Genomic DNA, 23,187 nt, shown 5'->3' with positions numbered 1-23,187 from the left:
ACAATTTTTCACCAAATAATGTAAAAAAACAAAAAACATATTGCACAACTCAATATTTATTTAAACCTTTGCGGCTCAACTATTTTAAAGAATTATTAGCTACAGAAAATGATCAAGCAAATCACACATAAACTTTCTATTTTAGAAGCAAAGAATATTGCTTCCGAAAGTCTGTTTATTGAACGCTTGCGACCCGTATTTTTTGTAACCACTAATCGGCAAAATTACACGCCACGGATTTGAGTAATCACTGAGCAGCAACTCAGCACATTTCCTTAGAGGATTGCCTCTTAAAAAACAATTAATCAGAACATTTATTTTTTCGTTAACCTATTAATGAATATAAACGATTTTATAGTGCAGGTTGCACTTCCTGAACATCGTGTCTTTGCAGAAGAAATCTGCGAAGAAATGGCCGAATCGGCGAAAGCACGTGGTACAGGTATCGCTAAACGCTCTCCGGAGTATGTTGCAGGTAAAATTTCCGATGGAAAGTCAGTTATTGCTTTCCATAAGGATGGAACCTGGGCAGGTTTCTGTTATATCGAAACCTGGAGTCATGGACAGTTTGTGGCCAACTCAGGCCTCATCGTTAGTCCGAAGTTCCGAAAGGCGGGACTGGCACATGCCATCAAAGAAAAAATCTTCGAACTTTCCAGACAGAAATACCCAAAGGCTAAAATCTTTGGTCTGACCACTGGTCTGGCGGTGATGAAGATCAATTCTGATCTTGGCTATGAGCCGGTTACGTATTCAGAACTTACCCAGGATGAAGATTTTTGGAAAGGCTGTCAGAGTTGTGTGAACTTTGAAATCCTGACGATGAAAGAGCGGAAAAATTGCATGTGTACAGCAATGCTGTATGATCCTGCAACACAGAAGCACGATGTCGCCAAGAAATTTGCAGAAGAACTGGAGAAGAAACCAAAGTTGTATGAGCGTTTTATGCGCATCAAACAAAGATTGGTGTTAAAGCCTAAGCCTTCGGGTAAGGGGGGATTAAAAACCCTGTTATTATTGTTTACATTTTTATTTAAATAGCTGTTATTTTAAGATGAAGAAAAAAGTTGTTTTAGCTTTTAGCGGAGGTTTAGATACTTCGTTTTGTTGTATTTATTTGGCCCAGGACCGTGGACTGGAAGTACATTCTGTGATCGTTAATACCGGTGGTTTTTCTGAGGAAGAGCTTCAGGAGATCGAGAAACGTGCTTATGCCTTAGGAGTAGCTTCTCATGCGGTAGTGGATGAAACTGCCAATTATTATGATGGCTGTATTAAATATCTGGTGTTTGGTAATGTATTGAAAAATGCAACTTACCCACTTTCTGTGAGTGCAGAACGTGTAAGCCAGGCTACGGCGATTGCCAATTATGTGAAGAATATTGGTGCGGATTATGTGGCACATGGAAGTACCGGTGCGGGAAACGATCAGGTACGTTTTGATATGATTTTTAACATCATCATCCCTAATGTAGAGATTATCACGCCAATCAGAGATTTGAAATTATCCCGCGAAGCGGAAATAGAATATTTAGCTGCACATGGTGTAGAATATAGTGCTGAAAAAGCAAGATATTCGATTAATAAAGGTTTATGGGGTACTTCAGTAGGAGGAAAAGAAACTTTAACTTCTAATGAAACCTTGCCGGAAGAAGCATGGCCAACACAGGTGTCTGTAACTGAGCCACGCAAACTGGAACTGACTTTTGAAAAAGGTGAACTGACAGGTATCGACGGAGAGACGTTGGCTCCGGTAGCGGCCATTCAGAAATTGCAGGCGATTGCACAGCCTTATGGCATCGGAAGAGACATCCATGTTGGAGATACCATTATCGGAATTAAAGGACGTGTAGGCTTTGAAGCTGCGGCACCGATGGTGATCATCAAAGCACACCATACTTTAGAAAAACATACTTTAACCAAATGGCAGCTTTCCTGGAAAGAGCAACTGGCTTCTTTTTATGGCAACTGGCTGCATGAAGGTCAGTTTCATGATCCAATCATGCGCAACATTGAGTCATTTTTAGCGGATACCCAGAAAACCGTTAGCGGAAAGGTATTTGTAGAATTGTTGCCTTACCGTTTCCAGATCATTGGTATCGAGTCTGCACACGACCTGATGAGCAATAAATTTGGCAGTTACGGCGAGATGAACAATGCATGGAGTGGTGAAGATGTGAAAGGCTTCTCTAAGATTTTTGGCAACCAGGTAATGATCTGGCACAAAGTGAACGGCAATGAAGATTAAAGCAGGAATCATTGGCGGTGCCGGATATACCGGTGGAGAAATGCTTCGATTGCTGATCAACCATCCTTCGGTAGATATTGCTTTTGTACATAGCAACAGCAATACGGGCAACCTGATCTCTGATGTTCACACGGACCTTCTGGGAGATACAGATCTGCGTTTTACCGGAGAACTGTCTGATGACATTGAGGTCTTGTTCTTGTGCGTAGGGCATGGTGATGCGAAGAAGTTCTTAGCAGCCAATCCCATTGCAGCAGGCATAAAAATCATTGACCTGAGCCAGGATTTCAGGTTAAAGGCAGCAGCTGGGGAAGACTGGGTATATGGTCTGCCTGAGTTGAACCGTGAACGTATTAAAACGGCGAATTTTATTGCCAACCCGGGTTGTTTTGCAACCTGCATCCAATTGGGGTTGTTGCCCCTGGCCGCAAAAGGTTTGCTAAAAAATGAAGTACACATCAATGCAACGACTGGTTCTACGGGAGCAGGTCAGAGTCTGGCCGCAACTTCTCATTTTAGCTGGCGCAACAACAACCTTTCGGTATATAAGGCTTTTGAGCATCAGCACCTGAATGAGATTGGAGAGACCTTACTGCAACTGGATGCGAACTTTGATGAGGTCCTGAACTTTATTCCGCAACGAGGAGACTTTACGAGAGGAATTCTTGCTGCCATGTATGTGGAAAGCGACCTGACTGCTGAAGAAGCACAGACCTTATACGAGGATTATTATGCAGCACATCCTTTTACTCATGTGAGTAAAAAGAATATAGATTTGAAACAGGTGGTGAACACGAATAAAGGATTGGTACATGTGGAGAAGCATGGCAATAAACTTTTTGTAGTGAGCATCATTGATAATTTGTTAAAAGGGGCAAGCGGACAAGCGGTACAAAACATGAATTTGATTTTTGGACTGGAAGAGCGGCAAGGCCTGGCGCTTAAAGCAGCAGGATTTTAATCCATTTGCTGTCCCGAAATTGTTCGGAAACCGTTTTTAACCTTTTAATCAACAATTCAATCTCTAAAAAAATGAACTTATTCGACGTATATCCGTTAAACAATATAGAAATCGTTAAAGCCGCCGGCAGCACCGTTTGGGATGCCGAAGGACAAGAATATTTAGACCTGTATGGTGGTCATGCAGTGATCTCTATCGGCCATACCCATCCTCACTATGTGAAACGTGTAACCGATCAATTGAATAAAGTAGGTTTCTATTCTAACTCTGTGAAGATTCCTTTGCAGGTAGAACTGGCAGAAAAATTGGGTAAAGTATCTGGCAAACCGGATTATCAGTTGTTCCTGTGCAATTCAGGCGCTGAGGCCAATGAAAATGCATTAAAACTGGCTTCTTTCTATAATGGAAGAAAAAAAGTAATCGCTTTCAAAGGCGCTTTTCATGGCAGGACTTCCCTCGCCGTTTCTGCAACAGATAACCCTAAAATTATTGCCCCGGTTAATGAAACCGACAACATCGTGTTTCTGCCTCATAACGATGAGGCTGCATTGGAGCAGGCTTTTGCGTCCTTCGGAAATGAAGTTACGGCAGTAATTATTGAAGGAATTCAGGGTGTGGGTGGAATTAAAGAAGCATCTGTTCCTTTCCTTCAGAAAATCCGCTCGCTTTGTGATCAGTACAATGCGCTTTACATTGCCGACAGTGTGCAGTGTGGTTATGGAAGAACTGGTAAGTTCTATTCTCACGATGAAGCCGGTGTTGATGCAGATGTTTATACGATGGCAAAAGGAATGGGAAATGGTTTTCCGGTAGCAGGAATCTCGATCTCTCCTAAATTTAAACCATGGCATGGCATGCTGGGTACCACCTTTGGTGGAAATCACCTGGCTTGTGCAGCAGCATTGGCGGTATTGGAAATTATGGACCAGGATCAGCTGATGAAAAATGCAGCAGAAATTGGTACTTACCTGATCACTGAGTTGAAGAAAATTGAGGGGGTAACAGAAGTGAGGGGACGAGGCTTAATGATCGGAATTGAACTTCCGGAAAGCTTGTCGAACGTAAAAAAAGACCTGCTGTTTAAGCACCATATCTTTACAGGAGAGGCCAAGCCGAATGTAATCAGACTTTTGCCTGCTTTAAATTTAACCAAAGATCAGGCAGATCAATTTTTAAATCAGTTTAAAATTGCGCTAAATCAAAGATGAAACAGTTCACTTCAGTAAATGATGTTGAAGACATCAGCCAATTGGTAGCCGCCGCATTGGCCTTAAAAGAAAGCCCTTATGCACATCAGGACCTGGGCAAGAACAAAACCCTGGGTTTGGTTTTTCTTAATCCAAGTTTGCGCACCCGCCTGAGCACCCAAAAAGCAGCATTGAATTTGGGAATGAATGTGATGGTGATGAACATGGACAAAGAAGGCTGGGCATTGGAAACTCAGGACGGTGTGGTCATGAACGGCACTACTGTGGAGCATATCCGAGAGGCTGCAGCTGTGATGGGACAATATTGTGATGTATTGGGCTTACGTTCTTTTCCCAAGCTGCTCAGCAGGGATGAGGATTATAACGAAGATTTCTTTAATAAGTTTATCCAGTATTGTGGTGTTCCTGTTGTAAGTCTGGAAAGTGCCACACGCCACCCTTTGCAAAGTCTGGCAGACTTGGTAACGATTAAGGAAACCTGGAAAGGAGCTGCAAAACCTAAGGTTGTATTGGCCTGGGCACCGCATATTAAAGCATTACCGCAAGCAGTACCCAATTCCTTTTCCGAATGGATGTGCAGGGCACAGGCAGAAGGAATGCTTGATTTTACCATTGTACAACCTAAGGGTTATGAACTGAACGAGGATTTTACCCCGGGAGCAAACATCAGTCATAATATCGACGAAGCATTGAAAGATGCGGATTATATCTATGTGAAAAACTGGTCCAGCTATAAGGAGTATGGAAAAGTACTCACTTATCCCGAAGGCTGGATGCTGACTAATGAACGGCTAAAGGCAACCAATGATGCGAAAGTAATGCATTGTCTGCCAGTTAGGCGCGACCTGGAGTTGTCATCAGAAGTCCTCGACGGACCAAACTCACTGGTGATACAGGAAGCGGGAAACCGGTTATGGGCTGCGCAGGCAGTGCTGAAAGATGTACTTGAGAATTTATAAATTACAGGATGCCGGATTAAAGCCAGCATCCTTTTTTGTTATATCCGAAGTTCCTGAGGAACTTTTTGAAGAAATTTAGAGAATGAAGAGACTAAGTGTAATTAAGATCGGCGGCAATGTAATTGACAATTCGGAGAAGCTACACCAGTTTTTACTGGATTTTACAGCCCTTCCGGGAGATAAGATTTTAATTCATGGCGGTGGAAAGATTGCGACAGAACTGGGCGTCTCTCTTGGTGTTGAAGCTAAAATGGTGGATGGACGCCGGATTACTGATATTGAAACGCTGAGAATCGTCACGATGGTTTATGCCGGTTTAATCAATAAAAACATGGTCGCTCAGTTACAGGCGAAAGGCTGTAATGCGATTGGCTTAACCGGTGCCGACGGGAACATCATCAAAGCGGTTAAACGCCCTGTAAAGGAGATTGACTATGGTTTTGTAGGGGATCTGGATGAGGCTTCAGTTTCTTCAGTTACGTTGGACAGTCTGCTTCGTGCGGGATTAACACCGGTTTTGTGTGCGATTACCCACGATGGCGACAGTCAGCTTTTAAATACCAATGCAGATACCATTGCTTCAGCGGTAGCAGTGGCCATGTCTTCATTATATGAGACCGTACTGGTCTATTGCTTTGAGAAAAGAGGAGTGATGCGGGATGTGGAAGATGACAATTCTCTTGTTCCTGAAATCCGGATGGCGGAATTTGAAGGACTGAAGCAGGAAGGCGTAGTTTCCGGAGGCATGATCCCTAAACTGCACAATGCCTTTGAAGCGATAAAAAGCGGCGTTTCTGCCGTATATATTGGTAAAGCAGATGAACTGCCACAAATTAATGAGCAGGGTTTTGGAACAAGACTCATCATTTAATTACCTTTGAATACCACCCGATCAATCACAACCAAACCATATAGAAGATGAAACAGTTTAAAGGCAACATCGCCATTTTAGGAAGCGGAAATATTGGCATTTCTTTAGCCAAGGGATTAGTTAAAGCGAATTATGCTTTGCCCGGACAGATTAGTCTGACCAGAAGAAATATTGCCAATTTGAGCCCCTTTGCTGAACAAGGCTTTGGTGTGAGTCATGATAATGCTGCGGTTGTTGCCGCTGCAGATATCGTTGTTCTTGCCGTATTGCCACAGCAGCTGAATCAGTTGCTGGATCAGATTCGTCCGGTTGTAGACCTCAACAAACATCTTTTCATTTCTGTTGCTTCCGGTGTCAGCTGTGCAGACATCAGAAATAAACTGGGAGCAGAGGCACAGGTGATCAGGGCGATGCCCAATACGGCGATAGCTATTGGCCAGTCTATGACCTGTATTGCCACAGATAATGCTTCTTCTGAATATATGGAAGAGGTGACGAGAATGTTTGAAACTGTAGGATCAGTAGTGAAGATCAACGAAGACCTGATGACTTCAGCAACGGCTTTATGTGCCTGTGGAATTGCCTTTTTCTTACGCGCCATCAGGGCGGCTTCACAAGGTGGGGTAGAGATTGGTTTTCATGCAGATGAAGCCTTAAAAATGGCCGTTCAGACCGCCAAAGGGGCCGCGGATCTGTTGTTGCAGATGCAATCCCATCCGGAACAGGAAATAGATAAAGTAACTTCGCCGAAAGGCTGTACCATTGCCGGATTAAATGAGATGGAGCATAATGGATTCAGTTCCTCCCTCATCAAAGGCATCAAGCTATCGGCAACAAAAGCCGGTGCTTTATATACCAAAGAATAAAAAAATTATGATAGAACAACTGCAAAAAGATAGTTTGGAACTGTTGAAACAACTGATTAGCATCTCTTCCTTTAGTAAAGAAGAGGACAAAACCGCTGATGTGATTGAACAGTTTTTGCAGCAACGTAATATAAAGACCCATCGTAAGCTCAACAACATCTGGGCTTACAACGCGCATTTTGATCCGAAAAAACCAACAATGCTTTTAAATTCGCATCACGATACGGTAAAGCCAAATTCGGGCTATACACGTGATCCTTACGCGCCAACTATTGAAGATGGTAAATTGTATGGATTGGGGAGTAATGATGCGGGAGGATGTCTCGTTTCGCTTATAGCGACCTTTCTTTACTTCTATGAGCAGGAAGGATTAAGTTATAACATTTGTCTGGCTACTACGGCAGAAGAGGAAATCTCTGGGAATAACGGCCTGGAATGTGTGCTTCCTGATCTTGGTGAACTGGAATTTGCGATTGTTGGAGAGCCAACTTTAATGAACCTGGCCATCGCAGAGCGCGGTTTATTGGTTTTAGACTGTGTTTCTACCGGAAAAGCAGGTCATGCAGCACGCGAAGAAGGGGACAATGCGATTTATAAGGCGCTGAAAGATATAGAATGGTTCCGCAATTATCGTTTTTCTAAGGTTTCGGAAATGTTTGGTCCTTTGAAAATGTCGGTGACGATTATCAATGCGGGTTCCCAGCATAATGTAGTTCCGGCCACTTGTAATTTTACGGTAGATGTTCGGGTAACGGACGCGTATACCAATGAGGAAGTTTTAAAGATTATCCGGACCAATGTAGATTGCGAAGTAACGCCACGTTCTGTCCGTTTGAAGCCTTCTTCTATTGATAAAGCACATGCGCTGGTACAGTCAGGAATTGCTTTAGGCAGGACTACTTATGGTTCTCCTACGACTTCAGATCAGGCTTTATTGAGTATTCCATCTTTAAAAGTAGGCCCTGGAGATTCTGCACGATCTCATATGGCAGATGAATATGTTTTTGTAAATGAAATCGAAGAAGGAATTCAACTCTATATCGAAATGTTAAAGCCTGTAATTAACGGAAAATAAGATCTTAATCTAAAAATGCCCCCAGAAAGTGTCTAACTTTTTGGGGGCATTGCATTTAGGATCAGCCGCTTTTTTTATTGTTCTTCTGCTTTTTCAAAGGCTCTTGCTTCCAGGTGTTTTTCCATATCTAAACGGTTAACTCCTTTTGACCACCATTCCGGTGCGGGCTTATCTTTTAGCATGTAATCGAAATATTCCATCATCCGGACCGCATAGTCCTTACGGTTGGGTAATTTGGCAATCCCGTGGTTTTCTCCACGGTAAGTGATCATTACGACTGGTTTATTCAGTCTTCTCAGGCCGTTGTAGTATTCAATACCCTGTGTATAATCCACTGCACCGTCTTTATCATTGTGTAATAGCAACAATGGTGTCTGTACTTTTTTGATATGGTAGACAGGTGAGTTACGGGCAAAGGCGTCCCAGTTATCCCAGTAACCAGGTGTTAACCTACCCTGGCTGGATTCAAAGATGGCCTGATTGGTGCCTCCGCTGTTCCAGTAGATCAGGCTGTACATACTGATCATATTGGTCAATGGTGCACCTGCTGCCGCGGCTTTAAAAATATTGGTTTGCGTGATCAGGAAAGAGGTTTGATATCCTCCCCAGGAGTGCCCGTGAATGGCCACACGTTTTTCGTCTACGATTCCTGTCGCAATGGCTGCTTTTACTGCAGGAACAACGCAGGCTACAGCAGACATTCCAGGATCATTCAGCTTGTATTTAATATCAGGCATCAATACCGCATAACCATTGCTGGTGTAGACAGATTTGTTAAATCCTCCGCCAGGGAACCCAGGCATGGAATAGAAATTCAGCTCATCGGTCAGGCGTTCATAGATATAGGTGATCGTAGGATAGCTTTTTCCTTCCTGATAATTTGCAGGAAGGTATAACGCTGCCTGAAGGGAATCTCCGTTTGCGCTGACATAGTTGATCAGCTTTACACCTGTAGACCAGGCATATTTTTCCTGATCAGGGGTGTTTTTAGTGATTTGTTTAGGGTTGGCCAGGTTTGTCGTTGTGCTGGCATAAATTTCCGGTGATTTTTCATTGTTCTGTTTGGCATAAATGAACACATTACCGTCACTTGCTTTCTGGAAGGCGCCATATGCATTGTCGTCCATAAATAAAGGCCTGATACTTGTTTTTCCTGCCTCCAACACCGCAATTCCTGCTTTTTTAGTGCCGGAATTAAAGATGGTGAAATATTGATCTTTGCTCAGATCTGTTCCTTTATCCTTAGGGTAAATGGAGAATTTTGACTGTACCTCTTGTTTTTTGCTTTTCCAATTGTCGGAAAGGGCGGTTACATTTTTACCGTCTGCGCTGATGCGCCAAAGGTCATAATTGTCTTTAATGAGGGCGTATTTAGAGTCTGATGACCAGCCAAAATTTGGTGTGGATGGCTTGATGGTATTATGGTCGTCTTGCTCATCTACAAAAGAAGCCTTAATTTTTTCTGTCAGGTTGTATTGTTGTAAGGTTTCCAGGTTGATGCTATAAAATGCACCATCTTTGTTGAAACTTGCCCATTTGCCGTTTGGAGCAAAGCTGAGTGAGCCTCTTCCTGTGGTGTAAAATTTCTCGAAAATACGTTTCTTCGTTCCTGTTTTTAAGTTGATCAGGTAAATGTCAGTATAGTTCTGCCCGTCAAGGTTACCCATCAATTCATAGCTGGAATTGTCGTAACCAATGGCATATAGATTTTGTGGGGCGACAACGACATTTTTTAAATTGCTGTCGGCCAGCTGACTGAATTTTTGATCTGCGATGCGATAAGAACTTAGGAAAGTATAGTTTTTGTCTCTCATTTCCTGAGTTTGCTGTGCAGATTGAAGGCGTTTGTCCTGCCAGTTCCAGATGATCATATCCGGTTTTTCTATATCGGCTTTAGCTGCAGGTTTTGCGTCTGCTTTCGCTTTTTGTTTTCCTTCTGGTTTTCCTTTTGCGAGGCTATCCGTTTTTACCTGAGGTTTTCCTTTGTCTTTTGAGGTGCTGTCGGCTTTCTTTTCCTGGATATTGATTCCAAAGAACAGGCTACTCTGGTCTTCAGACCAGTAAGGGGTTCCGTTTCCACTGATTCCCATGTTTTTCGGGAAATTTTTCAGGCCAATACCAGTGTAGGAAACTTTATTGCTTTGTTCTCCGGCAATCTTATTGATCCCGATTACGGTAAAGACATCTTCTTTATACTGCTCGTTTTTATTGGATTTTAGCAAGGCAAAAGCGTCTCCGTTTTCATTCCAGTTGATGCTTTTATAATTCGCTTTGTCGTTTTCAAGGGAGGTAATCAGGCCGGTTTTCATATCTCTGATAAAAATTCCGTTCCCATTCTGTCCGTTTGCATCGATGGTATATGCAAGAATGTTTCCTGCCTTATTGAAGGCATATTCTGCTACATTTCCCAGGTTATAGCTTTTTTTAGTGCTCAACTGGTATAACAAAAGATCGGTTCCTTTTGCCGCATCTTTGTCTTTAGAGGTACTTTCCGAAGCCGTAAACTGTATCGCCAGCCATTCTGAGGATTCGCCGGAGAAACTGAATGTTTTTACTTTTTCAAAAGTGACTTTCTGATTTCCGGGTAAAGAGAGCAGCACCAATTGATCATAGAGTGGTTTCATGGTTTTTTTTGCCGCTTTTACTTCCGATTCTTTAGCCGAGACTTTAAATGCCAGATATTTAGAATCTTTAGCATAGACGACTGTACTTGGGTTTGCTCCGATTGGATAACTAAAGTTTGTGGTGTCGGAGACTTTGCGGATCACCGTTTGAAGATCACCTTCGGTAGGACCTTTTGCCCAGGACAGCCATTGCCCGTTGGGCGAGAGGGCATAGGTGTTGCCTCTGATGAAGTTCCATTTGGAAACATCGTTCCAGCTCAATGCTGGTTTTTGCTGGGCATGAACGCTTACTACAAGCGGTAAAAGCAAGAGCAAGAGCGAATATCTGATGCTATTCATATATAAGTTTGTGGATTTTTTGCTAAAATATTGATTTAGTTGAATATATTTTGAATATAACAAGAATATTATGCAACATAATTGCGTTTAAGCTCTTGCTGGTTTATCCTTCATTCTATCGTAATTATTGTATTTTTGCAAAATACCTCTAACCCTTAAAGGGCCTAAACAATAGATTGATAAATGAAGATTTGGCAAAAAAACGTAGACGTAAATAAAGATATAGAAACTTTTACCGTAGGCAAAGACAGGGAGCTGGATTTGCAAATGGCAGCTTTTGATGTTTTAGGCTCTTTAGCCCATGTAGAAATGCTGGAAAGTATTGGATTGTTAACCGCTGAAGAACTGGTTTCGATTCAAAAAGAACTCAAAAATATTTATGCGGATATTGAAGCCGGAAAATTTACTATTGAGGATACGGTAGAAGACGTACACTCACAGGTAGAATGGTTATTGACACAGCGCATTGGTGATGCCGGTAAAAAAATCCATAGCGGACGCTCCCGTAATGACCAGGTTCTGGTAGATCTGAAACTTTATTTCAGAAGTTGCATTGAAGAAATGGTTGGAAATACAACGGCTCTTTTTACACAACTGATCGAGCTGAGCAATACACATAAAGATAAATTACTTCCGGGGTATACGCACCTTCAGATTGCGATGCCTTCTTCTTTTGGACTGTGGTTCGGTGCTTATGCAGAGAGCCTTGTGGATGATATGGAACTGATGCTCGCCGCCTATAAGATTTGTAATAAGAATCCTTTGGGTTCGGCAGCTGGCTATGGCTCTTCTTTCCCTTTAAACAGAACGATGACTACTCAATTACTGGGTTTTGAAAACTTAAATTATAATGTAGTTTATGCACAGATGGGCAGGGGTAAAACAGAGCGTATCCTTGGACAGGCGATGTCTTCGGTTGCTGCTTCTTTAGCCAAAATGGCGATGGATGTTTGCCTGTTTATCAATCAGAACTTTGGATTTATCAGCTTTCCGGATGAACTGACAACCGGCTCGAGCATCATGCCGCATAAAAAGAATCCTGATGTTTTTGAACTCATCCGTTCCAGGTGCAACAAAATTCAGGCTTTGCCGAATGAAATTGCGATGATGACCACTAACTTACCTTCCGGCTATCATCGTGACTTGCAGTTGCTGAAAGAAAACCTTTTCCCTGCGATCACATCGTTGAATGAATGCCTGGAAATGACAACTTATATGTTGCAGCACATCAGGATCAAAGATGATATTCTTGCAGATAAGAAATATGCTTACTTGTTTAGCGTTGAAGTAGTGAATGAGCTTGCTTTAAAGGGGATTCCTTTTAGAGAGGCCTATAAAATTGTTGGTGAAACGATAGAGAACGGTACTTTTTCTCCTTCAACTAAGGTGAATCATACGCATGAGGGCAGTATTGGAAATCTATGTAATCCGGAGATTGAAGGGATGATGCAAGAAATTCTTTCGCAGTTTAAATTTGAGAAAACTACCGATGCAATTGAAAAATTGCTGGCTTAATCCATTAATAAATAAAAATCAAAAAAATGAATGTATCAGTATTAGCAAACACGCTTATCGGCTCGGAAATCATTAAAATTGGAAACGAAGTAAATGAACTGAAGCGAAAGGGTGCAGAGATTGCCAATCTGACCATCGGTGATTTTGATCCTTCAATTTTTCCTATTCCGGCAGAATTGAGGGATGAAATTATTGATGCTTATCATCATAACCATACCAATTACCCTCCTGCAGACGGTATTTTAGCTTTACGTGAGACGGTGGTAGAAGTTTTGAAAAGCAGATACGCGCTTTCTTATACCACACAGGATATTTTGGTAGCTGGTGGTTCACGTCCGCTAATCTATGCAACGTATCTGGCCCTGGTAGATCCCGGAGATAAGGTGATCTACCCTGCACCATCATGGAATAACAACCACTATTGTCACCTTTCTTCTGCTAAAGGAATTGCGGTAGAAACGACTGTGGAGAATAATTTTATGCCAACGGGAGCACAGCTAAAGCCTTATTTGAAAGGGGCAACGTTATTGGCCTTGTGTTCTCCTTTGAACCCTACAGGAACAATGTTCAGCCAGGAGCAACTGGAAGAAATCTGTGATTTGGTGATCGAAGAGAATGAATGCAGGGGAGTGGATGAGAAACCATTATACATCATGTATGATCAGATCTACTCTTTACTGACATTTGGAAAAGAGCACATTAACCCGGTAAGTTTACGTCCGGAACTGAAAGATTATGTGATCTATATTGATGGGATTTCTAAATGTTTATCTGCTACAGGAGTACGTGTAGGATGGGCATTCGGACCTGAAAAGGTTGTAGGTAAGATGAAATCTTTATTGGGACATATCGGAGCCTGGGCACCTAAAGCCGAACAGGTGGCTGTCGCCAAATATTTTGGAAATAATGAACTGGTAGATCAGTTTTTGAATGCCTTTAAAATGCAGGTTCAGGAAAGTTTGGATACGCTGTACAATGGTTTTCAGGCATTAAAAGCGGAAGGCTTTGCAGTAGACGCAGTGGTTCCTATGGGAGCGATTTACCTGACGCTTAAGATCGATTATATCGGTAAGACTACGCCTTCGGGAGATTTGTTGAAGAACAGTGCAGATGTTAATTTTTACTTGATTAAAGAAGCACAAACAGCCCTGGTTCCATTCTCTGCTTTTGGAACAGACGAATCTGTTGCCTGGTTCCGTGCATCGGTTGGCGGATGTTCTCTGAGCGATATTCAGAAAATGATTCCAAGAATAAAAGCAGCATTGAGCAAATTGAAATAAAGAAACTTAGGTAATGAAAAAGGCTGCCAGATAAAATCATCTGGCAGCCTTTTTTTATTTAAATTCAGAAGTTTTGTGGAACTGAATGTCCGGATAATCACGCATGGTCATATTGATCATGAAGTCGTTATCGGCAAGGAACACCGGATTACCATCTTTATCTTCCCCAATATGTTGTTGTTTTCGTTTCAGGAACTCTTCTAATTTCTTTTTATCTGTTGAGGTTACCCAGTTAGACCTGCCATAGCTTAAGGTACGGAAATGTGCTTTTGCACCGTATTCATGCTCCAGGCGGAATGCAATTACTTCAAATTGAAGTTCACCTACTGCACCAATAATTTTACGGTTACCTGGTTGGGCCGTGAACAATTGAGCAACACCTTCTTCTGTGAGCTGTTGTATGCCTTTTTCCAGCTGTTTCGTGCGAAGTGGATCTCTGTTCTCTACTTCTTTAAATATTTCAGGAGAGAAGCTCGGAATGCCTTTAAATTGCAACTGTTCTCCTTCTGTAAGTGTATCGCCGATTTTAAAGTTTCCACTATCATATAATCCGACCACATCTCCAGGCCAGGCTTCTTCAACGATACTTTTTTCGTTGGCCATGAAATCCATTGGATTGGAGAATTTCAGTTTTTTATTCTGACGGGTATGGAAATAGAATTTATTACGCTCAAATTTACCGGAGCAGATTCTCAAAAAGGCGATGCGGTCGCGGTGTTTAGGATCTAAGTTGGCATGGATTTTAAATACAAATCCGGTAAAATTCTTCTCATTTACCAATACTTCGCGCTGTTCTGCTTCTCTGCTTTTTGGGCTTGGTGCGATTTGGACGAAGGTATCTAACAGTTCTTTAATCCCGAAGTTATTGATGGCACTTCCAAAAAATACAGGAGCAAGTAATCCTTCGATATACATGCTTTTATCAATCTGTCCATATACACCGTCTACCAGTTCCAGGTCAGATTTTAGTCCATCGAGTTCTTTTGGCTTTAAGAAATTGCTCAGATTCGGGTCATTCAGATCACTGACCTCAATTACAGGGGCGCTGATTTTTGTTTTATCGGCCTCAAAAAGGTTGAGATGTTTGTTGTAAATGCTGTATACTCCTTTAAAAGTATGTCCCTGGCCTATTGGCCAGGAAAGCGGACAAAGGCTGATGCTCAGTTTGCTTTCGATCTCGTCAAGCAGGTCAAAAGCATCTTTTCCTTCCCTGTCCATCTTATTGATAAAGATAATTACCGGGGTATTTCGCATTCTGCAGACTGCCATTAATTTTTCGGTCTGCTCTTCGACTCCCTTCACACAGTCGACCACCAGAATTACGCTGTCTACTGCAGATAAAGTACGGTAGGTATCTTCAGCAAAATCCTTGTGGCCAGGAGTATCCAATATGTTGATGCGTTTGCCGTTGTATTCAAAGCCCATTACAGAAGTAGCTACGGAGATTCCACGCTGCTTCTCAATTTCCATAAAATCGGAAGTATTGCTTTGGCTGGCCTTGTTACGTTTAACCGCTCCGGCCGTATTTATTGCTCCTCCAAAGAGTAAAAACTTTTCTGTAAGTGTAGTTTTACCTGCATCGGGGTGACTGATAATAGCGAATGTTTTTCGTTTTTCTATTTCTGGGTGAATCATAAAGAATTAAGCCTGTTGTGCTTGATGAGGCTGCAAAGATAATTATAATATATAAAAGAGGGCTAAAAAGAAAAACCGGCCATCAGATGGCCGGTTTTTTATAACTGAGCTGGGAATTAACCTCTTCCTGCTCTTGAAGATCTTCCGTTTTCGGATCCGTTGCCTCTGCTTTCTCCGCTACCTCTGCCTTCAGAACGGGCCGGAGGTGCGCTCTGTCGTTCCTGCCTTTCCATTCTCTGTGGCTGGGCCTGAGGCTGAGGCTGTGAGCGCTCTTGTCTTTCCATCCTTTGAGGTTGTGGCTGAGGTTGAGGACGCTCTTGTCTATACTGAGGTTCTGCTCTTCTCTCTTCACGTTGAGGCCTTTGCTGTGGTTGCGCTGGCATCGGTTGAGGACTTGGCTGTGCCTGAGGTGTTGGTTGCGTTCTTTCCTGGCGACTTTCTCTGGAGCTGCTTCGGTCAGGTCTTACCGGCATTACCTCTGTATTCCTGTCGGCCGGATTTCCAAATCTGTTGTTTTCTCTGCTTGCCCTTCCTTCAGTTCTGTTTCCTGTATTGTTCTCTCTTGACGGATTGTTATCCCTTGATGGGTTAACTATCCCTTCAGAACGGTTATTTGTCCTTTCCGCACGGTTGTTATTCGCTGGATTTCTACGATCGGTTGTTCCGCGGTCTGGTCTTTCACCACGATCTCCGAAGGTATTTCTACCTGTTCCTGTAGTCGTGCCACGGTCTGATCTTGAACTACGGTCTACTGCTACAGAGCCGTTGGGCCTGGTCAGATTCGCGTCACCACGAACCGCATCTCTTGGTCCCTGTACACTTCCCCTGTCGGCCCTGGAGCTTCTTGGATTATAAATGTTCAGGTCATTACCTCTGAGCTCTGTTCTACCGGATCTGCTGGTTCTGTTTACATTGTAAATCTGAACATCGCTTCTGGTTGCACGTCTTACATCGTCAACTCTTGGTCCTGTATAATAAGTACGTCTGTTTCTTTCGTAGGTATTATTGATGATCGTTGTATTGTGAATAATGGTCACATTTCTACGGGAATAATACCTTGGGAAACTATCATAATAGATATTACGTTGAGGAATAAACACCCACCAGTTGTCCGGAATTCCGAAATTGATATTTATGTTGATACTTGGTCCCATTGGCGCCCATCCATAATAGCCACCACCACTTCTCCAGCTTACCCATGCAGGTCCCCAAACGGTATCAGGAATCCATATCCATTGTCTGTAGCGGTTATAGACCCATCTTCCATAGTGGAAAGGAGCCCATCCCCAATCGTAATTGGATACCCAGGTATTGCCGTATTCTGTCATTGCCCATCGTCCGTTGCTATAATAAGGTCTGAAATCGTCCTGTTCTACATCTGGTCTCCATACGTATCCGTATTGAGGATCCTGAATCCAGGTGCCATAAGGGGAAAGCTCGTCATAAAAAGATTGGAGCGAAACGTCGTCGTCTTGTGCCATAACGCGCTGCGCAGTTCCGGTCATCAGGAGCATGAGCCCCAGCACAATTGCCGGTAATTTGATTAAATTTTTCATTTGTGTGTGTTTAATTTACCTAACGCTTTTTATATAACAATTTGAGTTCCAAAGAATGAGAAAAGTTTAAACTGCTTTAGGAATATTACATTACGATTATGCGATCTTGCATAATTATATTGGTTTAAGAGCGGTATATGCCGATATTTAATCTGTTGGCGAATAGGTAATTTACGAAAAAATAATTTAAAACTTTTTGGTTTAAGTGTTTTATTCTGGTTCTGATGGAATATTAAATGTGTTGAGTTGCTCTTTCCAGGAAATTATTTTCTTCTTTTGTAAACAAAACAAAATTTATGCAAAAAGGCACTTTATTCCTTATTCCCGTTCCTCTGGCAGAAAATGCTGCTCAGAAATCTTTTACACCCTTTTTAGGCGACACCATCAATGCAATAGATACCTATATCGTTGAGAATGAAAAAACAGCCAGAAAGTTTTTGAAAGAAGCCGGGCTGAAGTTGCCGCAGAGCGAACTGCTGATCCATGATTATGGTAAACATCAGCGTAATGCTTCATTGGCTCCGTATTTTAAAGAGCTGAATGCGGGTAAAGATGTGGGATTAATGAGCGAAGCCGGATGTCCGGGAGTAGCAGATCCTGGTGCGGAAATAGTGGCAGAAGCACATAGAAGAGGGATCAAAGTGGTTCCATTGGTTGGACCAAGTTCGATTTTACTGGCATTAATGGCGTCAGGATTCAATGGGCAGAGTTTTACTTTCCATGGTTATTTACCTATCGACAAGGTGGAGCGTGGAAAGCGTATCAAAGAACTGGAGCAACAATCTTTGGCAAAAAAACAAACACAGTTATTTATAGAAACACCTTTCAGAAACAATCATTTACTGGAAGACGTATTAAAGAATTGTTCTCCTCAAGCTATGCTTTGTGTGGCTTGTAATATCAACGCAGAAGAAGAATATATCAAGACACAATCTGTAGCGCTTTGGAGAAAAGAGCGGATTGACCTGCATAAAAAACCAGCTATATTCCTGCTTTACAGGCCTTCTTAGCGGTACATGTTTTTATTGTCCATAAAAGCCAGGACTTTATCCGGCACAAAATATTGAACATTTCTTCCTTCCTTTAACGCTTTGCGGATAAAGGTGGAAGAAATGTCCATTTGTGGTGTTTCTGTAATAGTGATTGCCGGATGATTTTCCCATTCGCTCAGGTCAACACCTGGCCTGGGGTAAACGTAGATCTGGTAGTTTTTGAGCAGAATCTCATAATTCTTCCATTTTTTCAATGAAGACAGGTTGTCGGCGCCCATGATCAGAACAAATTCCTTTCCAGGGTACTTTTCCTGCAGAAAAGCTAAAGTATCTACGGTATAAGAGGGCTGAGGCAGGCCAAATTCTATATCACTTACTTTGATATGATCGGAGGTTTCTGTGGCCAGTTTTGCCATTTCCAACCTGTCGTACATATTGGTCAGTCCGTTTTTATTCTTCAGTGGGTTATGCGGTGAAACCACCAGCCATACTTCTTTAAGCCCGGTAAAGCCAGCCATATAGTTGGCAATCACCAGGTGGCCGATATGGATGGGGTTGAACGAACCAAAGAATAACCCTGTTTTCATTTTACTTGTTATTGATAAAATCTCCAACCAGTTGTTCTGCTTCTTTGCAGGCAGTTTCCAATTCGAAATTTTTAAGGATCACGTCAAACTTCTCTGCATAGTTTAACTCTTTTTCTGCCTTTATAAAGCGTTCCTGAAGTTTTTCGTTGCTGTCAGTTCCCCTTCCGGTTAAACGTTCCTTCAGGACCTCTAAAGAGGGTGGCTGAACGAATATAGCCAGTGCATCGTCTTCATATTTACGTTTCAGACGTAAACCGCCTTCTACATCAATATCAAAAATAACATGTTTGCCTGTATTCCAGATCCTTTCAATCTCAGACCTTAAGGTTCCATAAAAGGTGCCGTTGTATACTTCTTCAAATTCCACAAATTCCTGATGGGCTACTTTGTGAAGAAAGTCTTCTTTTGAAATAAAATAATAGTCTTTCTCATGTTCTTCATCACCTCTAGATTCACGGGTGGTGGCTGAAATGGAGAAGCTTAATGTCGGAAATTTCTTAAGCAGATGTTTCACGATGGTGGTTTTACCTGCTCCTGAAGGGGCAGAAAATATAATGAGTTTACCTTGTGTCATGCGTACTTATAAAACGTTTAATAGTTGTTCCTTAATTTTTTCCAGCTCTTCTTTCATCCCTACTACCAATTGTTGTATCTGTGCATCATTTGCTTTAGCACCCATAGTATTGATTTCTCTGCCAATCTCCTGAGAGATGAAACCGAGTTTTTTACCGTTGGCATCTTTGCTCTTTAAAGTTTCTGTGAAATAATCACAATGACTTTTCAGACGTGTTTTTTCTTCGGTAATGTCTAATTTATCAATGTAATAGATCAATTCCTGCTCTAGTCGGTTTTGATCTACATTTATTTTCCCTACATTTTCTTCCAGAAACTGATTTAGTCTTGTCCTGATCTGAGGGATCCTCAGGGGCTCCAGTACTTCTATCTGAGCAAAAAACTGAAGTATGTTTTTAATTCTCAGTTCCAGATCTGTTTTTAAAACATTTCCTTCTGTATGTCTGAACTGGTTGAAGTTTTCCAATGCTTTATTGAAAGTGCTGTATAAAATATCCCAATCATTTTCATTGATCTCTTCTTCCTGGTAGCTGATAACCTCAGGAAAAGTTAATACGGCTTGCAAAAGGTTCGTAGAGTTGGCACCTAAATCAACATTAATCGCTTCAAGTTGCTTATAGTATTTACTCAATAAGGCGGCATTGATGGTTGCTCCTTTGAGGTTTTCCTCACCGCGGTCAATATTTATAGAAACGCTGACTTTACCGCGTTCGATTTCTTTGCTGCATACGTTGCGTAATAACAGCTCCTTTTCGGAGAAAGCCCTTGGAAGTTTTAGATTGAGTTCTAAAAACTTGCTGTTTAAAGACTTAATCTCTACTGCAAACTTGATGTTTTCATGATCAGTAGAGGCCAGACCAAAGCCTGTCATTGATTTTATCATGTGCAAAGATATAATTTATTGTTAAAATGATTAAACCTATGTTGCTTAATGATGTACAGAACGTGGCCGGCTTTGTTTTTTTAATGCCACATTTAGCCGGGAATTAGAAAAAAGGAGTAACTTTTTCAGTTTTACTTTGTTGTAAAAAACACAGTTCCCCTGGTCGTTTTAACTTTTTTTAACTTATTTGATTGGGAAACATTGGTTAAGTTTACAAAAAATCTATATATAATGAAGCCTCATCATCTCATCACATTGGCATTCGGTGTGTTTTTCTTCTCTTTTACGCCCGCTGCCTTCTCCCAAAAGGAGTTTTTACTTAGAGGGGTTGTAAAAGAACGCGGAACAAATAACCGGATACAGTTTGCTCAGGTCACCAATAAGCGAAATGGATTTACCGTGTCTACCAGCGATTTGGGGTTATTTCAGATCAGAGCAGTCGTAGGAGATAGTCTTTTAGTGGTAAGAAGCGAGTTTTCTGATGAAGAAGTGGGTGTTTTCACCACGGCAGATGTATCGGTGTATTTATCGAGGGGGACGACGTTGAGAGAGGTTAATATTAAGGGGCAAACAAAAAAGCAGGAACTGAATGATGTCAAAAGAGATTTTAAAAGAAGCGGTTCCTTTTATCAGGGAAAACCTCCGGTACTGGCCTATTTCTTCCAGCCATTAACGGCTTTTTACGAGTTATTTGGTCGTACGCCTGGAAATGCAAGAAGGTTTGGCCGATACTATGACAATGAGATCAAGCAATCGCAGGTAGATGGCTTTTTTAATGAATATCTGATTCAGAATACAGTAGACCTGAAAGGTAAAGATCTCGAAAAGTTTATGTTGGATTACCGGCCTGATTATGAAAAATCCAGAAATTGGGCGGAGTACGACGCCATAAAATACATTAAAGATTCCTATAAGAAATACACGGATACGTTGGGAAAAAAATAAGAAGTTTAAATGGACAACGCTTCACAGGCTTTTTCAGCTGCAAGTTTCTCCGCGTTCTTTTTATTGTAATCGCGGCCTAATCCATAGCTTTCTCCTTCCACAACAGCACTGATCGTGAATAGCTTAGCGCTTTCGCCTTCACTATTTTGCACCATGTCAAAGGAAATGTCTTTCCCCTGGCGCTGACACCATTCGATCAGCTTACTTTTGAAATTGGTTTCAGTAAGTTCCAGTGTATGGATATCGATATAAGGCTTAATGATTCTTTTAAGGAGGAAATCTTTGGTGAAATTATACCCTTTGTCCAGATATACTGCCCCTATTAATGCTTCAAACGCATCGCCAAGCATCGAATGATGTTTGGTTTGGATGTTTACCGCTTTCTGGTCAAAAACCATCAACTGGTCGAAGCCCATCTTTCGGGCCAGCTGGTTTAAATTTACCCTGTTTACAATTTTGGAACGCATTTCCGTTAGAAAACCTTCTTCTTTATAGGGATAACTCTTAAACAATAATTCGGCAATTACAGAGCCCAGAATGGCATCCCCGAGGAATTCAAGACGTTCATTGCTGCTTCTGCTTCCGTTCTTCAGAACTTTTGCCACAGATCTGTGCCTGAATGCCATTTTGTATAAAACAGTATTTCCAGGAACAAAGCCTAAAATGTTTTTTAGCTTTTTTATAAAGACCTTATCTGTTGAAAAATAAAGCTTATACAGGTCGAATAATGGCATTAATTGTTACAAAAATTATAGGAGACTAACCAAATTAGTCTCCTTATACAGAAACTAATTCTTATTCTTCGTACTTTTTGAATATCACAGATGCATTATGACCGCCGAAGCCAAAAGTGTTGCTTTGAGCAGCACGAATGGTTCTTTTTTGCGCCTTGTTGAACGTGAAGTTCAATTTAGGATCAAATTCAGGGTCATCAGTAAAGTGATTTATTGTTGGTGGCACTATGTCGTTTTTTACGGCAAGAATTGCAGCAATCGCTTCAATAGCACCTGCAGCACCAAGTAAATGGCCTGTCATTGATTTTGTCGAACTGATGTTTAATTTGTAGGCATCTTCGCCGAACAAATCGACAATTGCCCTGCTCTCAGAGATGTCTCCAAGTGGGGTAGAAGTACCGTGGACGTTGATGTAGTCAATGTCTCCGGTAGTTAAACCTGCATCATTCAAGGCATTTGTCATCACCATTTTTGCACCTAGTCCTTGCGGATGGGGCGCGGTAATATGGTTGGCATCTGCACTCATTCCGCCGCCTACTAACTCGGCATAAATCTTAGCACCACGTTTTTTCGCATGTTCCAGTTCTTCCAGGATAATCGTTCCTGCACCCTCACCGGCAACAAATCCATCTCTGTCTTTGTCAAACGGCCTGGAGGCAGTTTTTGGATCATCATTTCTGGTCGAAAGGGCATGCATGGCATTAAATCCTCCGATTCCCGCTTCGTTGATGATGGCTTCAGAACCTCCGCTAATGATGACATCACACATATTCAAGCGAATATAGTTGTAAGCGTCAATCATGGCATTGGTGGAAGAAGCACAAGCAGAAACGGTAGCGAAATTGGGTCCACGTAAACCATATTTTATGGAGATATGGCCAGGGACGATGTCAATGATTACTTTAGGAATAAAGAACGGATTTATACGAGGAGTACCATCGCCTAAAAAGAAGTTCTTCATTTCATCCTGAAATGTTTTAAAACCGCCAATACCAGAACCCCAGATAACGCCTATACGGTTGGTGTCAAGTTGAGAAAAATCAAAATTACCATCCTTTACAGCTTCATCTGTTGCTACTAAAGCGTATTGAACAAATGGATCTAACTTGCGGGCTTCTTTTTTGTCCAAAAAATCTTCAGGATTGAAGTTTTTAAGCTCACATGCAAACTTCGTCTTGAACTTTGATGTGTCAAAACCTGTAATAGGGCCAGCGCCGCTCACGCCATTCAGCAAACCATCCCAGAACTCCGGGATCGTATTGCCAATTGGAGTGAGCGCACCCAACCCTGTAACTACTACTCTTTTTAATTCCATTTATACGGATTATACGGAGAC

Annotated in this window: 20 protein-coding genes; 12 read left to right on the top strand and 8 right to left on the bottom strand. The window is 41.8% G+C overall.

The genetic code is table 11. From position 1 onward, the window contains the following. Positions 1–336 precede the first annotated feature (336 nt). The 8 genes from BLQ87_RS23235 to BLQ87_RS23200 all read left to right on the top strand — a co-directional run bounded on the left by BLQ87_RS23235 (position 337) and on the right by BLQ87_RS23200 (position 8,188). Positions 337–1,041 (top strand): N-acetyltransferase, encoded by a 705-nt coding sequence (locus BLQ87_RS23235; RefSeq protein WP_074611323.1) that lies wholly within the window; start codon positions 337–339, stop codon positions 1,039–1,041. A 13-nt stretch (positions 1,042–1,054) separates the two neighbouring features. Then, on the top strand, positions 1,055–2,248 hold the full coding sequence (locus tag BLQ87_RS23230) for an argininosuccinate synthase (RefSeq protein ID WP_074611322.1): 1,194 nt from the start codon (positions 1,055–1,057) through the stop codon (positions 2,246–2,248). After that, entirely contained in the window at positions 2,238–3,209 is a 972-nt protein-coding gene (gene argC / locus BLQ87_RS23225; protein WP_074611321.1) for an N-acetyl-gamma-glutamyl-phosphate reductase, read from the top strand. Before BLQ87_RS23230 ends, argC begins: the two co-directional genes overlap by 11 nt. Before the next feature lie 71 nt (positions 3,210–3,280). Then, positions 3,281–4,417, top strand: a complete 1,137-nt coding sequence (locus BLQ87_RS23220) for an aspartate aminotransferase family protein (protein ID WP_074611320.1) — start codon at positions 3,281–3,283, stop codon at positions 4,415–4,417. After that, the gene (locus BLQ87_RS23215; protein WP_074611319.1) at positions 4,414–5,376 is read left to right on the top strand and encodes a Rossmann-fold NAD(P)-binding domain-containing protein; all 963 of its coding nucleotides are present in this window, start codon (positions 4,414–4,416) and stop codon (positions 5,374–5,376) included. The genes BLQ87_RS23220 and BLQ87_RS23215 overlap by 4 nt, the downstream gene beginning before the upstream one ends. An 82-nt stretch (positions 5,377–5,458) precedes the next feature. Beyond that, positions 5,459–6,247 carry an acetylglutamate kinase gene (gene argB / locus BLQ87_RS23210; RefSeq protein ID WP_074611318.1) on the top strand — a complete coding sequence of 263 codons (789 nt, stop codon included), beginning with the start codon at positions 5,459–5,461 and terminating at the stop codon, positions 6,245–6,247. Positions 6,248–6,294: 47 nt separating this feature from the next. Then, complete coding sequence (gene proC / locus BLQ87_RS23205; RefSeq protein WP_074611317.1) at positions 6,295–7,113, top strand: pyrroline-5-carboxylate reductase; 819 nt, start codon at positions 6,295–6,297, stop codon at positions 7,111–7,113. A gap of 7 nt (positions 7,114–7,120) precedes the next feature. Continuing rightward, a complete protein-coding gene (locus BLQ87_RS23200; RefSeq protein ID WP_074611316.1) occupies positions 7,121–8,188 on the top strand; it encodes a M20 family metallo-hydrolase in 1,068 nt (355 codons plus the stop codon). A gap of 74 nt (positions 8,189–8,262) precedes the next feature. Here the strand turns inward: BLQ87_RS23200 and BLQ87_RS23195 are convergent, their stop codons facing one another. Beyond that, the gene (locus BLQ87_RS23195; RefSeq protein ID WP_074611315.1) at positions 8,263–11,151 is read right to left on the bottom strand and encodes a S9 family peptidase; all 2,889 of its coding nucleotides are present in this window, start codon (positions 11,149–11,151) and stop codon (positions 8,263–8,265) included. A gap of 183 nt (positions 11,152–11,334) precedes the next feature. Here BLQ87_RS23195 and argH point away from each other — a divergent pair, with 183 nt between their 5' ends. Continuing rightward, positions 11,335–12,666, top strand: coding sequence for an argininosuccinate lyase (argH, locus tag BLQ87_RS23190; protein WP_074611314.1), 1,332 nt, complete (start codon positions 11,335–11,337; stop codon positions 12,664–12,666). Positions 12,667–12,692: 26 nt separating this feature from the next. Next, positions 12,693–13,946 carry a pyridoxal phosphate-dependent aminotransferase gene (locus BLQ87_RS23185; protein WP_074611313.1) on the top strand — a complete coding sequence of 418 codons (1,254 nt, stop codon included), beginning with the start codon at positions 12,693–12,695 and terminating at the stop codon, positions 13,944–13,946. A gap of 54 nt (positions 13,947–14,000) precedes the next feature. Here the strand turns inward: BLQ87_RS23185 and BLQ87_RS23180 are convergent, their stop codons facing one another. Together BLQ87_RS23180 and BLQ87_RS23175 are read right to left on the bottom strand one after the other, a co-directional pair. Continuing rightward, positions 14,001–15,581: a peptide chain release factor 3 gene (locus BLQ87_RS23180; protein WP_074611312.1), complete on the bottom strand. Its 1,581-nt coding sequence runs from the start codon at positions 15,579–15,581 to the stop codon at positions 14,001–14,003. Positions 15,582–15,697: 116 nt separating this feature from the next. Further along, positions 15,698–17,137: a DUF6600 domain-containing protein gene (locus BLQ87_RS23175; RefSeq protein ID WP_074611311.1), complete on the bottom strand. Its 1,440-nt coding sequence runs from the start codon at positions 17,135–17,137 to the stop codon at positions 15,698–15,700. 296 nt (positions 17,138–17,433) lie between these two features. On the opposite strand from BLQ87_RS23175, the gene BLQ87_RS23170 reads away from it, so the two are divergent. Further along, positions 17,434–18,147, top strand: a complete 714-nt coding sequence (locus BLQ87_RS23170; RefSeq protein WP_074611310.1) for an SAM-dependent methyltransferase — start codon at positions 17,434–17,436, stop codon at positions 18,145–18,147. Here BLQ87_RS23170 and nadD read toward each other — a convergent pair. From nadD to BLQ87_RS23155, 3 genes are read right to left on the bottom strand one after another with little or no spacing between them, the layout of a single operon-like run. Then, complete coding sequence (gene nadD / locus BLQ87_RS23165; protein WP_074611309.1) at positions 18,144–18,716, bottom strand: nicotinate (nicotinamide) nucleotide adenylyltransferase; 573 nt, start codon at positions 18,714–18,716, stop codon at positions 18,144–18,146. The two genes, BLQ87_RS23170 and nadD, sit on opposite strands and share 4 nt — an antisense overlap. Position 18,717: 1 nt before the next feature. Beyond that, on the bottom strand, positions 18,718–19,290 hold the full coding sequence (gene gmk / locus BLQ87_RS23160) for a guanylate kinase (protein WP_074611308.1): 573 nt from the start codon (positions 19,288–19,290) through the stop codon (positions 18,718–18,720). Positions 19,291–19,296: 6 nt separating this feature from the next. Then, positions 19,297–20,160, bottom strand: a complete 864-nt coding sequence (locus BLQ87_RS23155; RefSeq protein WP_074611307.1) for a YicC/YloC family endoribonuclease — start codon at positions 20,158–20,160, stop codon at positions 19,297–19,299. A 243-nt stretch (positions 20,161–20,403) separates the two neighbouring features. Between BLQ87_RS23155 and BLQ87_RS23150 the strand changes: the two genes are divergently transcribed. After that, positions 20,404–21,117, top strand: coding sequence for a hypothetical protein (locus BLQ87_RS23150; protein ID WP_074611306.1), 714 nt, complete (start codon positions 20,404–20,406; stop codon positions 21,115–21,117). A gap of 5 nt (positions 21,118–21,122) precedes the next feature. Here BLQ87_RS23150 and rnc read toward each other — a convergent pair whose 3' ends face one another. Together rnc and fabF are read right to left on the bottom strand one after the other, a co-directional pair. Further along, positions 21,123–21,851 carry a ribonuclease III gene (gene rnc, locus BLQ87_RS23145; protein ID WP_172664948.1) on the bottom strand — a complete coding sequence of 243 codons (729 nt, stop codon included), beginning with the start codon at positions 21,849–21,851 and terminating at the stop codon, positions 21,123–21,125. Positions 21,852–21,912: 61 nt separating this feature from the next. Next, positions 21,913–23,166, bottom strand: coding sequence for a beta-ketoacyl-ACP synthase II (gene fabF, locus BLQ87_RS23140; RefSeq protein WP_074611305.1), 1,254 nt, complete (start codon positions 23,164–23,166; stop codon positions 21,913–21,915). Positions 23,167–23,187: the final 21 nt, after the last annotated feature.

This window comes from Pedobacter steynii, assembly GCF_900103665.1.
GTDB lineage: Bacteria > Bacteroidota > Bacteroidia > Sphingobacteriales > Sphingobacteriaceae > Pedobacter > Pedobacter steynii.
The sequence above is the reverse complement of the archived record's forward strand: the minus strand, read 5'-3'. Positions and strand labels throughout refer to the sequence as shown.

Coding starts and splice junctions, on each gene's coding strand:
- BLQ87_RS23235 (WP_074611323.1), top strand. CDS start 337: ATGAATATAAACGATTTTATAGTGCAGGTTGCACTTCCTGAACATCGT.
- BLQ87_RS23230 (WP_074611322.1), top strand. CDS start 1,055: ATGAAGAAAAAAGTTGTTTTAGCTTTTAGCGGAGGTTTAGATACTTCG.
- argC (WP_074611321.1), top strand. CDS start 2,238: ATGAAGATTAAAGCAGGAATCATTGGCGGTGCCGGATATACCGGTGGA.
- BLQ87_RS23220 (WP_074611320.1), top strand. CDS start 3,281: ATGAACTTATTCGACGTATATCCGTTAAACAATATAGAAATCGTTAAA.
- BLQ87_RS23215 (WP_074611319.1), top strand. CDS start 4,414: ATGAAACAGTTCACTTCAGTAAATGATGTTGAAGACATCAGCCAATTG.
- argB (WP_074611318.1), top strand. CDS start 5,459: ATGAAGAGACTAAGTGTAATTAAGATCGGCGGCAATGTAATTGACAAT.
- proC (WP_074611317.1), top strand. CDS start 6,295: ATGAAACAGTTTAAAGGCAACATCGCCATTTTAGGAAGCGGAAATATT.
- BLQ87_RS23200 (WP_074611316.1), top strand. CDS start 7,121: ATGATAGAACAACTGCAAAAAGATAGTTTGGAACTGTTGAAACAACTG.
- BLQ87_RS23195 (WP_074611315.1), bottom strand. CDS start 11,151: ATGAATAGCATCAGATATTCGCTCTTGCTCTTGCTTTTACCGCTTGTA.
- argH (WP_074611314.1), top strand. CDS start 11,335: ATGAAGATTTGGCAAAAAAACGTAGACGTAAATAAAGATATAGAAACT.
- BLQ87_RS23185 (WP_074611313.1), top strand. CDS start 12,693: ATGAATGTATCAGTATTAGCAAACACGCTTATCGGCTCGGAAATCATT.
- BLQ87_RS23180 (WP_074611312.1), bottom strand. CDS start 15,581: ATGATTCACCCAGAAATAGAAAAACGAAAAACATTCGCTATTATCAGT.
- BLQ87_RS23175 (WP_074611311.1), bottom strand. CDS start 17,137: ATGAAAAATTTAATCAAATTACCGGCAATTGTGCTGGGGCTCATGCTC.
- BLQ87_RS23170 (WP_074611310.1), top strand. CDS start 17,434: ATGCAAAAAGGCACTTTATTCCTTATTCCCGTTCCTCTGGCAGAAAAT.
- nadD (WP_074611309.1), bottom strand. CDS start 18,716: ATGAAAACAGGGTTATTCTTTGGTTCGTTCAACCCCATCCATATCGGC.
- gmk (WP_074611308.1), bottom strand. CDS start 19,290: ATGACACAAGGTAAACTCATTATATTTTCTGCCCCTTCAGGAGCAGGT.
- BLQ87_RS23155 (WP_074611307.1), bottom strand. CDS start 20,160: ATGACAGGCTTTGGTCTGGCCTCTACTGATCATGAAAACATCAAGTTT.
- BLQ87_RS23150 (WP_074611306.1), top strand. CDS start 20,404: ATGAAGCCTCATCATCTCATCACATTGGCATTCGGTGTGTTTTTCTTC.
- rnc (WP_172664948.1), bottom strand. CDS start 21,851: ATGCCATTATTCGACCTGTATAAGCTTTATTTTTCAACAGATAAGGTC.
- fabF (WP_074611305.1), bottom strand. CDS start 23,166: ATGGAATTAAAAAGAGTAGTAGTTACAGGGTTGGGTGCGCTCACTCCA.